General features: G+C 63.1%; 12 protein-coding genes. 5 read left to right on the forward strand and 7 right to left on the reverse strand.

The genetic code is table 11. The features are described from left to right. Window positions 1-66: 66 nt before the first annotated feature. From AC1RL5_RS10060 to AC1RL5_RS10075, 4 genes are all read right to left on the reverse strand, one after another. Window positions 67-1110, reverse strand: a complete 1044-nt coding sequence (locus AC1RL5_RS10060; RefSeq protein ID WP_011063816.1) for an ABC transporter substrate-binding protein — start codon at window positions 1108-1110, stop codon at window positions 67-69. A gap of 43 nt (window positions 1111-1153) precedes the next feature. Further along, a complete protein-coding gene (locus AC1RL5_RS10065) occupies window positions 1154-2278 on the reverse strand; it encodes an ABC transporter ATP-binding protein (protein WP_015637246.1) in 1125 nt (374 codons plus the stop codon). 262 nt (window positions 2279-2540) lie between these two features. Then, entirely contained in the window at window positions 2541-3170 is a 630-nt protein-coding gene (locus AC1RL5_RS10070) for a response regulator (protein WP_011063818.1), read from the reverse strand. A 13-nt stretch (window positions 3171-3183) separates the two neighbouring features. Beyond that, window positions 3184-5583: a PAS domain-containing sensor histidine kinase gene (locus AC1RL5_RS10075; protein WP_093405134.1), complete on the reverse strand. Its 2400-nt coding sequence runs from the start codon at window positions 5581-5583 to the stop codon at window positions 3184-3186. A gap of 74 nt (window positions 5584-5657) precedes the next feature. On the opposite strand from AC1RL5_RS10075, the gene AC1RL5_RS10080 reads away from it, so the two are divergent. After that, window positions 5658-6647, forward strand: coding sequence for an alpha/beta hydrolase family protein (locus tag AC1RL5_RS10080; protein WP_065365139.1), 990 nt, complete (start codon window positions 5658-5660; stop codon window positions 6645-6647). A 45-nt stretch (window positions 6648-6692) separates the two neighbouring features. Here AC1RL5_RS10080 and AC1RL5_RS10085 read toward each other — a convergent pair whose 3' ends face one another. From AC1RL5_RS10085 to AC1RL5_RS10095, 3 genes are read right to left on the reverse strand one after another with little or no spacing between them, the layout of a single operon-like run. After that, window positions 6693-7460 (reverse strand): TerB family tellurite resistance protein, encoded by a 768-nt coding sequence (locus AC1RL5_RS10085; RefSeq protein ID WP_072451742.1) that lies wholly within the window; start codon window positions 7458-7460, stop codon window positions 6693-6695. Window position 7461: 1 nt separating this feature from the next. Beyond that, window positions 7462-8136 (reverse strand): N-acetylmuramate alpha-1-phosphate uridylyltransferase MurU, encoded by a 675-nt coding sequence (gene murU / locus AC1RL5_RS10090; RefSeq protein ID WP_145713282.1) that lies wholly within the window; start codon window positions 8134-8136, stop codon window positions 7462-7464. Continuing rightward, the gene (locus tag AC1RL5_RS10095) at window positions 8133-9158 is read right to left on the reverse strand and encodes an aminoglycoside phosphotransferase family protein (protein ID WP_072451744.1); all 1026 of its coding nucleotides are present in this window, start codon (window positions 9156-9158) and stop codon (window positions 8133-8135) included. Before AC1RL5_RS10095 ends, murU begins: the two co-directional genes overlap by 4 nt. 130 nt (window positions 9159-9288) lie before the next feature. Between AC1RL5_RS10095 and AC1RL5_RS10100 the strand changes: the two genes are divergently transcribed. The 4 genes from AC1RL5_RS10100 to rsmA are packed head-to-tail and all read left to right on the forward strand — an operon-like array spanning window position 9289 to window position 15203. After that, complete coding sequence (locus AC1RL5_RS10100) at window positions 9289-12111, forward strand: LPS-assembly protein LptD (RefSeq protein ID WP_072451745.1); 2823 nt, start codon at window positions 9289-9291, stop codon at window positions 12109-12111. Next, the gene (gene surA, locus AC1RL5_RS10105) at window positions 12092-13408 is read left to right on the forward strand and encodes a peptidylprolyl isomerase SurA (RefSeq protein WP_036997049.1); all 1317 of its coding nucleotides are present in this window, start codon (window positions 12092-12094) and stop codon (window positions 13406-13408) included. Before AC1RL5_RS10100 ends, surA begins: the two co-directional genes overlap by 20 nt. Next, the gene (gene pdxA, locus AC1RL5_RS10110) at window positions 13405-14394 is read left to right on the forward strand and encodes a 4-hydroxythreonine-4-phosphate dehydrogenase PdxA (protein WP_207239553.1); all 990 of its coding nucleotides are present in this window, start codon (window positions 13405-13407) and stop codon (window positions 14392-14394) included. Before surA ends, pdxA begins: the two co-directional genes overlap by 4 nt. Continuing rightward, window positions 14391-15203 carry a 16S rRNA (adenine(1518)-N(6)/adenine(1519)-N(6))-dimethyltransferase RsmA gene (gene rsmA / locus AC1RL5_RS10115; RefSeq protein WP_019094977.1) on the forward strand — a complete coding sequence of 271 codons (813 nt, stop codon included), beginning with the start codon at window positions 14391-14393 and terminating at the stop codon, window positions 15201-15203. Before pdxA ends, rsmA begins: the two co-directional genes overlap by 4 nt. Window positions 15204-15317 lie beyond the last annotated feature (114 nt).

Genomic DNA, 15317 nt, shown 5'->3' on the forward strand with positions numbered 1-15317 from the left:
CACCATCAAGGTTGATGCTGATGACGCCTTCGCGAGCAAGCTCGCTCCTACAACGGCAGGGGGTGGTTACTTGGCAGCCCAGGCGTTGAAGCGCTGTTCCAGTTGCTCACCGTTGTCAGCCCAGAAGCTGACGTCTATCTGCACCTGGTTGGCGATGTTTTCCGGAGTGGTCGGCATGTCCTTGAGGATGTCCTTGGCCAGCAGCGGCACGGCCTGGGTGTTGGCCGGGCCGTAGGCGATATTCTCCGAATAGGTCTTCTGCTGCTGCGGCTGCACCGAGTAGGCGATGAACTTCTTCGCCGCTTCGGCGCGAGCCTTGTCCAGGCCTTTTGGAATGGCCCAGGCGTCGAAGTCGTAGATGCCGCCGTTCCACACCACTTTCAGGTTGCTTTCCTTCTGCACCGCGGCGATCCGGCCGTTGTAGGCCGAGCTCATGACCACGTCGCCGGAAGCCAGGTACTGCGGCGGCTGGGCGCCGGCTTCCCACCACTGAATGTAGGGCTTGAGCTCATCGAGTTTCTTGAAGGCACGGTCCTGGCCATCCTTGCCGGCCAGGACCTTGTACACGTCCTTGGGCGCGACGCCGTCGGCCATCAGGGCGAACTCCAGGGTGTACTTGGCGCCCTTGCGCAGGCCGCGCTTGCCCGGGAACTGCTTGACGTCCCAGAAATCAGCCCAACTGCTCGGAGCGGTTTTCAGCTTGTCGGCGTTGTAGGCCAGTACCGTGGACCAGACGAAAAAGCCCACGCCGCACGGCTGGATCGCGCCCTTGACGTAGTCTTCGCTGTTACCGAACAGCGCCGGGTCCAGTTGCTCGAACATGTCCTCGTCGCAACCGCGGGACAGTTCCGGGGACTCCACTTCTACCAGGTCCCAGGACACGCTCTTGGTGTCGACCATGGCCTTGATCTTGGCCATCTCGCCGTTGTATTCGCCGGCGATGATCTTGCCCTTGCCCGCCGCTTCCCAAGGGGCATAGAAGGCCTTGACCTGGGCCGCCTTGTTCGCCCCGCCAAAGGACACCACGGTCAGGTCCGGGCCCGCCGCCATGGCGTGCGCCGCACCCATCATGCCCAGTGCCAGGGCGGTGAATTTCAGGGATCTCAACATTTATTGTGTTCTCCACGTGCAGGTTGGTGTTGCAGGGGGGCGATCAATTCGCCTCTAGAAGCGGGTCGAGCGCGCGAACGTGCTCGACTTGCCAGCCAAGCGGCACCACGTCACCTACTGCCAGCGCAGGATCGAGCTCGGCAATCGGCTGTTTCACGAAGAAGTCGCTCTTGCCGCAGACTTCCAGGCGCACCCGGACGTGGTCGCCCAGATAGATGAATTCCGCCACCCGGCCGGAGAAGCGGTTGACGCAGCTTTCGCTGGAACCGTTGAGGCTCACCCGCTCCGGGCGGATGGACAGGGTCACCGGGCCGCCGACCTGGCCGACATTCACCGCCAGCGCCTCGACCTTCTCGCCACGCCCCAGCTCCACCACGCAACGCTCGCCGTTGTGGCTGTGCAGGCGGCCGTTGAGGCGGTTGTTCTCGCCGATGAAGTTGGCGACGAAGGTGTTCTTCGGCTCTTCGTAGAGAGTGCGCGGCGGCGCGATCTGCTGGATCTCGCCCTGGTGGAACACCGCCACCCGGTCGGACATGGTCAGGGCTTCGCCCTGGTCGTGGGTCACATAAACCACGGTCACGCCCAGGCGCTGGTGCAGGTGCTTGATCTCCATCTGCATGTGTTCGCGCAGTTGCTTGTCGAGGGCCCCAAGGGGTTCGTCCATCAGCACCAGCTGTGGCTCGAACACCAGGGCCCGGGCCAGGGCCACCCGCTGCTGCTGGCCGCCGGACAGCTGGGCCGGGTAGCGCTGGGCGAAAGCATCGAGCTGGACCATGCTCAGCACCCGCTTGACCCGCTCGCTGATATCGGTCTTGCTCAAGCCGCGTACCGACAGCGGAAAGGCCAGGTTCTCGGCCACGGTCATGTGGGGGAACAGCGCGTAGTTCTGGAACACCATGCCGATGTCGCGCTTGTGCGGCGGCACATTGTTGATCGAGCGCCCGGCCAGCTGGATCTCGCCGGCGGTCGGGGTTTCGAAACCGGCCAGCATCATCAGGCTGGTGGTCTTGCCGGAACCGGACGGCCCCAGCAGGGTGAGGAACTCGCCTTTGCGAATTTCCAGGTTGAGGTCTTTGACGATCAGGTTCTCGCCGTCGTAGCTCTTCTGCACACCACGAAAGCTGACCAGAACATCGTTGGCCCCAGCACTTGAAACGACCTCGCTCATACCCGCACCTTTTGTTTTAGACGGCTGTGGAACAAGCCTAGAGGAGCCTGCAGAGCGCGCAAATCGGGGGCCAGGAGAGATTCGCCTCAGCCCTCTGGAAGGTTGCGTGTAGGGATTGCCCTACAAGAATGGCGCGATTGGATAAGGGCGGAGGCAAACGGCAGGCTGCAAGCGGCAAGAAACGGCGAAAGCCTGAAAGCGCGGAATGTCGCAAATGGATAAGTGCCCTCCCCCAAGGGGAGGGAGAGCACCGCAGAGGGTGTCAGAGCAGCTTGTGTTCCATGGCGTATTTCACCAGTTCGGCCAGGGAGGTGATGTTGAGCTTCTGCATCAGCCGCGCCTTGTGGGTACTGATGGTCTTGCTGCTCAGGGCCAGTTGCTGGGCAATGTCGTTGACATTGGCGCCCTGGGCCAGGCGCTCGAAAACCGAGAATTCACGCTCGGAAAGCAGCGAATGCAAGGGTCGGGTATCGGTCAGGCCGACCTCGAAGACCATGCGGTCAGCCAGGTCCGGGTCGATATAACGGCCGCCGGATGCCACCTTGCGAATGGCCGTCAGCAGCAGCGACGGATCACTGTCCTTGGTGGCGTAGCCGGCAGCGCCGATCTTCAGCGCCCGGGCGGCCATCTGCGCCTCGTCGTGCATCGACAGCACCAGGATCGCCGGCGGATTGCTCAGGGCACGGATCCGCGGAATGGCCTCCAGGCCGTTCACCCCGGGCATGGAGATATCCAGCAGCACCACTTCGCAGGGCACCTGACGCAGGGTCTCCAGCAACTGCTCGCCGTTGCTCGCCTCGCCCACCACGACCAGGTCCTTGGCCAGGCCAATCAGTTGCTTGATGCCTTCGCGAACGATGGTGTGGTCTTCGGCTACCAGTACACGGATCACGCGCGTCTCCTCATTATTGTTCTTGGTCCAGGGGCACCCGGACACTCAGGGTGGTGCCTTCGCCCCGCTCACTGTGCAGCGACAGGCTCCCGCCCATGATCAGCACCCGCTCGCGCATGCCCACCAGGCCAAAGGACGTCGGACGTGCAGAAGCGGTGTCGAAGCCCAGGCCGTCATCGCTGATGCTCATGCACAACTCGTGTGCTTCCAGGGTCAGGGTGAGTTCCACAGTATGCGCCTGGGCATGGCGCATGACATTGGTCAGGGCCTCCTGGAGGATACGGAACAGGCCGACGGCCTTGGCGTCGCTCAAGCGTGGCAGGTTGTCCGGCACCTGGACCAGGCAAGGGATCTGGGTGCGGGCCTCGAACCGGCGGGCCTGCCATTCGATGGCCGAGGCGATGCCCGCATCGAGGATCGGCGGCCGCAAGGCGGTAGCCACATCCCGCACCAGCTGGAACAGCTGGGCGATCAGGCGCTTCATGCTGTTGAGGCGCTCATGCAGGCCCGGGTCGAGCTGGGCATAGGCCAGTTCACACATGGATGTTTCCAGCTTGAGCACAGTCAGCATCTGCCCCAGTTCGTCATGGACTTCCCGGGCAATGCGAGCCTTTTCCTCTTCGCGCACGCTTTCCAGGTGCGCCGACAGCTCCCGCAACTGTTCACGGGAGCTGGCCAGCTCCAGCTCGATGCGCTTGCTTTCGCTGATGTCCCAGACAATGCCGTCCCAGACGAACGCGCCGTCATCCAGGCGCCGGGTGATGGCCTTGATCTCGGCCCAGCGCTGCTGCCCCTGGCGAGTGAGGATGCGACCCTGCCAGGACCAGTCGCTGTCGGTGTCCAGGGCCTGGTCCTGGGTCTGGTGATAGCTGGCCTTGTCGTCCGGGTGCACCAGGCTGCGCAGGCCCTTGTCCCGGTGGGCCAGCACTGCTGGCGAGTAGCCCACCAGGGTCTCGCTGCCTTCGCTGATATAGGCGAAGTCGATCTGCCCGGTGACCGGCGCCCGCTCCAGGCGGAACACCAGGCCCGGCACGTTGGCTGCAATCCCCTGCAGACGCGCCTCGCTTTCGCGCAGGGCCGCCAGCGCGCGACGGCGCTCGGTCACGTCATTGAGATAGACCACCAGGTATTCGCTGTCGCGAAAGCGCAGGAAGCTCAGGGACACGTCCGCCGGCAGGATGCTGCCATCGGCGCGCACACACTGGGTCTCGAAACTTTGTACGCCCTCCTCGCTGGCCCGGGCCCGCTTCCACAGGTTGAGCCAGCGATCCATATGCAGGTTGGGCTCGAAATCGATCAGCGGCCGGTCGATCACTCCGCCCGCCGGGTAACCGAGCATCTCTTCGGCTGCCCGGTTGGCGTAGCGCACATGGCTGTCCCAATTGACCCAGAGAATGCCCACGGTGCTCTGATCGATGGAGAACTGGGTCAGGCGCAGGGCTTCCTCGCTGGCGGCACGCAAGGCGATGTCCTCCCGCGCCGCCAGCAGGCGGTGCTCCAGGCTGCGCTGCTGGCGGCGCTGCCAGAAGACGATCGCCAGACTCGCCAGCAGCAGGATCACCAACAGCAGGCTGAGGTTCTGCCAGACCCCGGGGGACTCGCCAAGCCGCGGGTACTTGGGCTGCAGCCAGCGGCCATGGAGCTGCTCCAGCTCCTTGGCCGGGATCGCATGCAAGGCCGCTTCGACAATGCTCGCCAGTTCCGGCCAATCGCGGCGGGTGGCTACCCGCAGCAATTGCGGCAGGCCGATATCCCCCACCACGGCCAGCCCGGCGAACTCCGCCTCCCCCGAAAGGCGACTGAGCTGAGCCTCGTCCACCACCGCGTAGCGGGCCTGCTGGCTCAGCAGCAACTGCAGGGCCTGGCGCTCCAGCGGCACCCCTTGCAGGTTGAGGTTGGGGTAAGTCAGGCGCAGGTAATCGGCCACCGCACTGGGCATGCGCACGGCGACCCGAGCCTGGCTGTCGAGTTTTTCCAGCTCCACCGCACCTGCGCCCTTGCGCTCCCCGACCACCAGCTGCGGCACGCGCATATAGGGGTCGCTGAACAGCCACAGGCGCAGGCCGGCCGGGGTCTGGGTCAGGCCCGGGGCCATGTCCACCTCGCCGTCGCGCAGGGCCCGCTCCAGCTGTGCCTGGTCAGGGAAGTTACGCCAGCTGAGCTCGATGTTCAGCGCCTTGGCCAGGGCTTGCATCAACTCGACATTGGCCCCGGACAGCCGTTGCAGGCGCCGGTCGTACTGGGCGAACGGCGCCTGCAGCACCAGCCCAACCCGCAACTCGGGGTGCTGCGCCAGCCACTGGCGCTGTTCCAGGCTCAAGGGCGCAGTCGGCACCTGGGGCGCCGGGGCCGCACGGCCTATCAAGGGAAGGCACAGACAGCCGATAAGCAGAAGGCAGCGAAAACGCATCATCTGAAGTCTCACACCCTGACAAATACTGACCAACCCATTAGGCTGCCGGAATTACTTCTGGCCTGGAATATCCGATGCCCCTTGTCCACCGCTCGGCACTGCCCGCATTGTGCCTGTCGCTGATCCTGCCCTGGACCTTTTCTGTGCAAGCTGCCGACCCGGCTCCAGAAACCAAGACTCCCGAGGAACAACCGGCGCAACGCCAACCCCTGCCTGAGCGTAGCCAGGAAGACGCCGCCGCCCTGGAGCGCCAGTTGCCCGCCCTGGAACAGCAGCAACTGCAAGCCGGCGGCGATACCTTCCTGGCCCTGTGGAAGCCGGCCAACACCAGCGACCCCAAGGGCGTGGTGATTATCCTCCCGGGAGCGGGTGAAACCGCTGACTGGCCGCAAGCCATTGCACCTTTGCGCAACAAATTGCCGGACACCGAGTGGGCCAGCCTGAGCCTGACCCTGCCCGACATGCTCAGCGAGGCCGCGCAACCACGGGTGGTCGAAGCCGCACCGGCCCCTACGGACAAGGCCAACACCGCCAAGGATGCCAGCACCGAGGCCAAGCCGATCGAGCAGGTCGCTGGCGGCGAAGCCGACGTGGCCGACCGGGTAGTAGCAGAAAGCACGGAAGAGCAGGTCAAGGCGGATGCCGAGCGCATCTTCACCCGCGTCGATGCTGCCCTGGCCTTTGCCGAACAGCAGAACGCCCGCAGTATCGTGCTCCTGGGTCATGGTACGGGTGCCTACTGGGCCGCACGCTACCTCAGCGAGAAACAGCCGGCCCAGGTACAGAAGCTGGTGATGGTAGCAGCCCAGTCCCCGGCCAATGGCAAACCGCAACTGGTGGAGATCACGCCTACGTTGAAGCTGGCCACTGCCGACTTCTTCTATGTCGACAAGCCTCTGGCGCAAAAAGCCGCCCTGGAGCGACTGCAAGCGAGCAAGCGCCTGAAGCACTCGAACTTCAGCCAGATTCCCCTCAAGGCCCTGCCCGGCAACAACACCGCCCAGCAAGAGCAGCTGTTCCGCCGGGTACGCGGTTGGTTGAACCCTCAGAACACCGATAGCTGAGCCCACAGGCCGCGACTGCCGCAGCGGCAATCGCGGCCTGCACCCTCAGCGGAATTCCCGGCGCTGGCGTATCAGGGCATAGGCGCTGTGCAGCTCCCGGGTCTTTTCCGTAGCCTCACGCACCTGTGCCTCGCTGGCGCCGTTGCCGGCGATCTTGTCCGGGTGATGGCGACTGAGCAGGCGCCGATAGGCCCGCTTGATCTGCGCCGGCTCGCTGGTAGCTGCAACCCCCAACAGGCGCAGCGCCTCTTGATAAGTCAGGGCGCCTTCGGCCAGTGACTTCCTCGCCGGACCGTAGTCCTGCGCCAGCGCCTGCACCTGCTCACGGGTCCAGCCCAGCCATTTGCCCCAGAGCTGGATCAGTTCGCGCTCCGCCGGCCCGACCCGGCCGTCGGCCCAGACCATGCGCCAACAGGCCCGCAGCACGCCTTCGGCGGCATGGGGCTGGGTCGCGAGGCGACGCAGATAGCCGCGCAGACGGTCATTGCCCGACTTGCCGCGATTGAACGCGGCAATCGCCCGGCGCTGGGCCGCATCGTTCATCTCCAGCGAGCGCATTTCCTGGCGCGCCTGCTGGATATGCCCGTCCATCACCCGGCCATCACTCTTGGCCAGCCGCCCCAGCAGCACGAACAGCAATTCATCATTGCGCAACGCCGGGCGACCGCCCAGACGTTCACGCACCTGCGCCCAGCTGTGCAGTTGCAGGCGCCGGTCCAGCGCCTGCCCCAGCAACGCACCGAGCATGGCCCCCGGAATACTGGCGATTGCAAATCCAGCTCCGGCTCCGATCAGAGTCCCTGGCCACCACATATCAGCGACTCGCTTGCAGCAAGTGTTCAACCTGGGCCAGACGTTCGACGGTGCCGACATCGATCCAGTGCCCCTGCATATGTTCGCCACTGACCTGGCCTTGGGCCATGGCTTCGCGCAATAGCGGCGCCAGCTTGAACGGACCGGCAACACAACCCTGGAATAACCGCGGATGCAGCACCGATATGCCGCTGAACGTGAGCGCCGCTGCGCCTGGCTGGCGGTCGTGCAACTGGCCGTTTACCAGGCAGAAGTCGCCACCACTGGGGTGGTGCGGCGGGTTGTCCACCATCACCAGATGAGCCATCCCGGCCAGGGGCCGGCGCAAGGCGGCAAAATCGTAGTCGGTCCAGATATCGCCATTGACCACCAGGAACGGCGCGTCCCCCAACAAGGACAATGCCTGGAAAATCCCGCCGCCGGTTTCCAGCGGTTGGCCTTCGGCCGAATACTGAATGTTCAGGCCCCAGCGCTGACCATCGCCGAGGGCATCCTCGATCTGCTGGCCGAGCCAGGCATGGTTGATGACGATGTCGCGAAAACCTGCCGCCGCCAGGGCCCGCAGGTGGTACTCGATCAGCGGCATGCCCGCTACAGGCAGCAAAGGTTTGGGAGTGGTCAGGGTCAGGGGGCGCATGCGCTCGCCCTTGCCGGCTGCCAGGATCATCGCCTTCATGCATGGGCTCCCGCCGGCTGGCGCAAGCTGAGCAGCAGTTGCGACAGCTCTGCAAGCTCGGGGCGTCGGGACGTCACCGCCTCTATGTAAGCAAAGAAGCGCGGCACGTCGGCCAGGTAGCGCGGCTTGCCATCGCGGTGGCAAATCCGCGAGAAGATACCGATCACCTTGAGGTGACGCTGCACGCCCATCAGGTCGCTGGCCCGCAGAAACTCGTCAAAGTCGTCCTGCACCGGGATTCCCCGCGCCCGCGCCTGGTGCCAGTACTGGCTCAGCCAGCCTTGTACCCGGGACTCCGGCCAACTGAGGAAGGCATCCTTGAACAGACAGGTCACGTCATAGGTCACCGGGCCGTAGACCGCATCCTGGAAGTCCAGCACGCCGGGGTTCGGTTCGCTGTGCATCAGGTTGCGTGGCATATAGTCGCGGTGCACCAGCACCTTGGGTTGCGCCAGGGCGCTGTCGATCAGCAGGTCGCTGGCACGCTGCCATTGCTCGCGCTGCTGCGGACTCAGGCTGATGCCCAGTTCACGGCCGATGTACCACTCGGGGAACAGCTCCAGCTCACGGCGCAGCAGGGCCACGTCGTAACTGGGCAGGGGCGCGTCCATCGGCAACTGCTGGAAGGCCAGCAAGGCCTGGAATGCGTCCTCGAACAGTGCGTCGGCATTATGTTCGTTGATCACTTCCAGGTAGGTCTGATTGCCCAGGTCATTGAGCAACAGGAAGCCGCGAGGCAAATCTTCTGCATAAATTTTCGGCACGTTGATGCCGCAAGTCGCCAGTAAACGGGCGATATCCACGAAGGGTTTGCAGTTTTCCTGGGGGGGCGGAGCGTCCATCACCACGAAGCTGCGACCCGCGCCCTGCCAACGGAAATAACGACGGAAACTCGCGTCGCTGCTGGCTGCGGTCAATGTTGCCGGGGGCACTTCACCCCAGCCCTGTGCTGCATAAACAATCGCCAACTGCTCATCGAGCCAAACTTTCAGGTGTTGCAAGCGTACATCTTGGTCAGGCATTACAAGGGTCTCCGACGGCGCTAGCCGTCAAGCGGGTCATGCTTTATTATCCAGCATCTTTTTCAGACCATCGAGAGGCGTGCGGCCCACACCGCGGGCAGATGGCACGCAGGAAGCCCGGACTAATAAGATGGCATTGAAATCCCCCGCGTTTCGTAAAAAATTTCCGTTGCTGGTTACCGGCAGTTTGCTGGCCCTGCAACCTCTAGCCACTTCCTTCGTGGTCGCCGCGGAACAGTATGACTGCTCAGTCTCTGCTTCGGGTGGCTGGGCCTGTGCGCCGAAAACCAGCGCCGCCCAACTGCCGCCGCGCCCGGTCCACGACGCCAACTCGGTCAGCTCCAGCGTCGCTACGGCAGCCGATGCTACGGGCGAAGAAGCCAGCGGCGACAAGTCGAAGCTGGTGACCGAGGCCAAGGGCCGTGGCCTGAAGTCCCGCAGTGCGGACTACAGCCACCTCGACTGGGTACCGCGCGAGAAGCTCACCGCAGCTCAATTGGCCGAGACCGGTCCTTACTGCTCTGGTTCCTATATCGAACCGATTCGTCCTGGCATGAATGACAAGACGAATAAAAGTGACGCTCCGACCTTTATCGGCGCCAAGGCTTCCCGCTATCAGCAGGAAGAACAGGTGGCGACCCTGGCCGGTGACGTGGTCATGCGCCAGGGCAGCATGCAGGTCGAGGCCGACGAGGCCAGCCTGTACCAGGCCGAGAACCGCGGCGAACTAAGCGGCAACGTACGCGTACGCGACAATGGCGCGCTGCTGGTAGGCGACCACGCCGACGTCCAACTGGACACTGGTGAAGCCAAGGTCGACAACGCCGAGTACGTTCTGCACAAATCCCGCGTCCGCGGTAATGCGCTGTACGCCAAGCGTGCGGAAAACGCCATCATCCGCCTCAAGGATGGTACTTACACCACGTGCGAACCGAACAGCAACGCCTGGCAGCTCAAGGGCAACAACATCACCTTGAACCCGGCCACCGGCTTCGGTACCGCGACCAACGTGACCCTTCGGGTCAAAGATATTCCGGTGCTCTACACCCCGTATATCTACTTCCCGATCGACGATCGGCGCCAGTCCGGCTTCCTGCCACCGAGCATCGGCACCAGCAGCGACACCGGTTTCATGCTGGTTACCCCCTACTACTTCAACCTGGCGCCCAACTACGACGCCACGTTGTACCCACGCTACATGGCCAAGCGCGGCCTGTTGATGGAAGGCGAGTTCCGCTACCTGACCAAGAGCAGCGAGGGTCAGTTCGGCGCCGCGTACCTCAACGACGACGACACCGATCGCAAGAAGCAGACCGACTACGAAAAAACCCGCTACATGCTCAACTGGCAGCACAAGGGCGGGCTTGATCAGCGTCTGATGACCGAAGTCGACTACACCAAGATCAGTGATCCGTACTACTTCCAGGACCTGGAAACCGATCAGATCGGCGTGAAGTCTACCGATTACGTCAACCAGCAAGGCGCCGTGACCTACCGTGGCGACGACTACACCGCACGCCTGAACGTGCAGGCGTACGAACTGGCCAGCGTGTCCAACATCACTCCGTACAACAAGCTGCCGCAAATCACCTTCAACGGCGCGCTGCCGTACCATCCGCAAGGTCTGGATTTCACCTATGAGACCGAGCTGGTTCGGTTTGAGCGGGATCTGCTGAAAGGTAATTACACCGATAAGGATGGCGGGCCTATTGACCCGCTTACCGGCTTGGTAGGCAATCCGCGCCTGGATACTAACGTGGCTGGCCTGGCCCGTGCCAACGGCGACCGTCTGAATCTCAAGCCTGGTGTCAGCCTGCCGCTGAACTGGAGCTACGGTTACCTGACGCCGTCCTTGAAGTACATGTACACCCAGTACAATCTTGATCTGGATGCCCAAGGCAAAAACGACTTGGTCATCAACAGGAACAGAGCCGCTGCCTTGGGCGAGTCGTACAAGAGCTCGCAAAATCGTGGTGTGCCAATCGCCAGCGTCGATGGCGGTCTGTATTTCGACCGGGACACCCAATGGTTTGGCAAGAACTATCGTCAGACCCTGGAGCCGCGCGCTTTCTACCTCTACGTTCCTGAAGAAGATCAGAAGGACATCCCGGTATTCGATACTGGCGAACCCACCTTTAACTACGCGTCATTGTTCCGGGACAACCGTTTCTCGGGTTCTGACCGTGTCGGCGACGAAAACAAACTGTCCCTGGGTGTAACCAGTCGCTGGATCGAAGACAACGGCTTCCAGCGCCAGCGCGTAAGCGTAGGCCAGGCCATGTACTTCAAGGACCGCACCGTTCAGTTGCCCGGCATCGACTACCGTACCCGCGCCGACGCCACCTCCAACGTCTCGCCTTACGCCCTTGAGTACGAATACCGTTTCAACCGCGACTGGCGTGCCAACGCCGAGTACAACTGGGATCCGGATAGCCACAGCCCGCGTTCCGGCAGTGCGATGTTCCACTATCAGCCTGAAGACAACCCGAACAAGGTGGTCAACGCCGGCTATCGCTATCGCAACGACCAGATTCGCTACGACCAGAACAGCGGTACCTGGAAAATGGGTGGCGACTACGGCACTCCGGGCACTCCGGGCTACGTGAAGGACTACTACAAGATCCAGCAGCATGACTTCTCGGTGATCTGGCCGATCGTGCCGCAATGGAACGCCATCAGCCGTTGGCAGTACGACTACAACCGTAACCGCACGCTCGAGGCCTTCGGTGGTTTCGAATACGACAACTGCTGCTGGAAACTGCGCCTGATCAGCCGTTACTGGGTCAAGTATGACGAGTTCAGTCAGAACGCTCCTGAGAACGAGAAAGGCGACCGCGGCATCTTCCTCCAAATTGTTCTGAAGGGTCTCGGTGGCGTCATGGGCACCAAAGTAGAGAGCTTCCTCGACAAAGGCATCCAAGGTTATCGTGAACGTGAAGACCAAGCTTTCTGATTGTCTGCGCCCGCTGATGCTGGGCGCGCTGTTCCTGAGTACTGCGGCCAGCGCCGCAGTACAGTCCATCGACAAGGTCGTGGCCATCGTCGACAACGACGTGGTCATGCAGAGCCAGTTGGACCAGCGGGTTCACGAAGTCCAGCAAACCATCGCCAAGCGTGGCGGTGGCGTACCGCCTACCAGCGTCCTGGAGCAACAGGTTCTGGAACGCCTGATCGTTGAAAACCTGCAACTGCAGATTGGCGAACGCTCCGGCATCCGCATCACCGATGAAGAACTGAACCAGGCGATCGGCACCATTGCCCAGCGCAACAGCATGAGCATCGAGCAATTCCGTGCCGCCCTGGCCCACGATGGTCTCTCTTATGAGGACGCCCGTGACCAGGTTCGCCGCGAGATGATCATCAGCCGTGTGCGCCAGCGCCGTGTGGCCGAACGCATCCAGGTATCGGAACAGGAAGTGAAGAACTTCCTGGCCTCGGACCTGGGCAAGATGCAGCTCTCCGAAGAACTGCACCTGGCCAATATCCTGATCCCGACCCCGGAAAGCGCCAACTCCGAAGCCATTCAGAGTGCTGCCCGCCAGGCCATGGAGGTGTACCAGCAGCTCAAGCAGGGTGCGGACTTCGCCCAGCTGGCAATCGCCCGCTCCGGCAGCGACAACGCTCTGGAAGGCGGCGACATGGGCTGGCGCAAAGCGGCTCAACTGCCCCCTCCATTCGATCGCGAACTGAGCGCCATGGCCGTGGGTGACATTACCCAACCGGCCCGTACCCCTGGCGGCTTCATCATCCTCAAGCTGCTGGACAAACGGGGCGGCGGTAATCAGGTGCGTGACGAAGTGCACGTGCGTCATATCCTGATCAAGCCAAGCGAAATTCGCAGCGAAGAAGAGACCAAGCGCCTGGCGCAGAAACTCTACGATCGCATCGAGGCCGGCGAAGACTTCGCCGAACTGGCGAAAAGCTACTCGGAAGACCCAGGCTCCGCCCTCAACGGCGGCGACCTCAACTGGATCGACCCGAACGCCCTGGTGCCGGAATTCCGCGAAGTGATGGCCAAGACCCCACAAGGTCAACTGTCCAAGCCCTTCAAGAGCCCTTACGGCTGGCACGTACTGGAAGTCCTTGGCCGTCGCGCCACCGACAGCACCAGCCAGGCCCGCGAACAGCAAGCCATGACCGTCCTGCGTAACCGCAAGTACGACGAAGAACTGCAGACCTGGTTGCGGCAGATCCGTGACGAGGCCTACGTCGAAATCAAGCTGCCCGGCGCTGAACAGGCCGCACAGTGAAACCCAGACGTTTCGCTCTGACACCCGGCGAGCCGGCGGGTATAGGTCCTGACCTGTGCCTGCTGCTCGCTTCGCAACCCCAGCCTCATCCCCTGATTGCCATTACCAGCCGCGACCTGCTCCTCGAGCGGGCCGCGCAACTGGGCGTGGCCGTCGATCTGCTGCCGGTAACCCTGGAGCAACTGCCGACTGAACCCGCCCCGGCGAACAGCCTGTATGTCTGGGACTCGCCCCTGGCCAAACCTGTGATCAGCGGCCAGCTGGACCAGGCCAATGCGGCTTTTGTCCTGCAAACCCTGACTCGCGCCGGCCAGGGCTGCCTGGACGGGCACTTTGCCGGCATGATCACCGCCCCCGTGCACAAAGGCGTGATCAACGATTCCGGAATCGCCTTTTCCGGCCATACCGAATTCCTCGCCGACCTGACCCACACCGAGCAAGTGGTGATGATGCTGGCCACCCACGGTCTGCGCGTGGCGCTGGTAACCACCCACCTGCCCTTGCGGGAAATCGCCGACGCCATCACTGTCGAGCGCCTGGAGCGGGTCACGCGGATCCTGCATGCCGACCTGCAGCACAAGTTCGGCATCGCCCGGCCACGCATCCTGGTCTGCGGACTCAACCCCCACGCCGGTGAAGGCGGTCACCTGGGCCGCGAAGAAATCGACATCATCGAACCTACCCTAGAGCGCCTGCGCACCGAAGGCATGGACCTGCGCGGTCCGTTGCCTGCCGACACTCTGTTTACCCCCAAATATCTGGAGCACTGCGACGCAGTGCTGGCGATGTACCACGACCAAGGCTTGCCTGTGCTGAAATACAAAGGCTTCGGCGCGGCCGTCAACGTGACGCTCGGCTTGCCGATCATCCGCACCTCCGTCGACCACGGCACCGCCCTGGACCTGGCCGGCAGCGGCAAGATCGACACCGGCAGCCTGCAGGTCGCCCTGGAAACCGCCTACCAGATGGCCGAGAACCGTATATGACCGAGCAATACCAACACCGGGCGCGCAAGCGCTTCGGCCAGAACTTCCTGCATGACGCTGGCGTCATCGACCGCATCCTGCGGTCCATCCACGCCAAGCCCGAGGACCGCATGCTGGAAATCGGCCCGGGCCAGGGCGCCCTGACCGAGGGCCTGCTGGGCAGCGGCGCCCAGCTGGACGTGGTGGAACTGGACAAGGACCTGATCCCGATCCTCAACCAGCAGTTCGCCGGCAAGAGCAACTTCAACCTGCACCAGGGCGACGCCCTGAAGTTCGACTTCAACACCCTGGGCGCAGCGCCAGGCAGCCTGCGGGTGGTCGGCAACCTGCCCTACAACATCTCTACTCCGCTGATCTTCCACCTGCTGCAGAACGCCGGACTGATCCGCGACATGCACTTCATGCTGCAAAAGGAAGTGGTCGAACGCCTGGCTGCCGGCCCTGGCGGTGGTGATTGGGGCCGCCTGTCGATCATGGTCCAGTATCACTGCCGTGTGGAGCACCTGTTCAATGTCGGCCCGGGCGCCTTCAATCCGCCGCCAAAAGTCGACTCGGCGATCGTGCGCCTGGTGCCCCACGCGGTACTGCCACACCCGGCCAAGGATCATCGCCTGCTGGAGCGCATCGTGCGCGAAGCCTTCAACCAGCGCCGCAAGACCCTGCGCAACACCCTCAAGGCACTGCTCAGCAGCGCCGAGATCGAGGCCGCCGGCGTCGACGGCAGCCTGCGTCCCGAGCAACTGGACCTGGCCGCCTTCGTGCGCCTGGCCGATCAGCTGGCAGGCCAGCCCAAGCCCGCCACCGACTGAAACGCCCTCGGTTGATATCGGGTAGGACGCCAGACAGGATGTCTGGTCTACTACCCGATACTTGACCTAGACTGACCTCCATCAGTCCTGTCCCGCGTCCCGCTTTGCTTTAAA

This window comes from Pseudomonas sp. GW822-FHT06D10 (assembly GCF_058799535.1).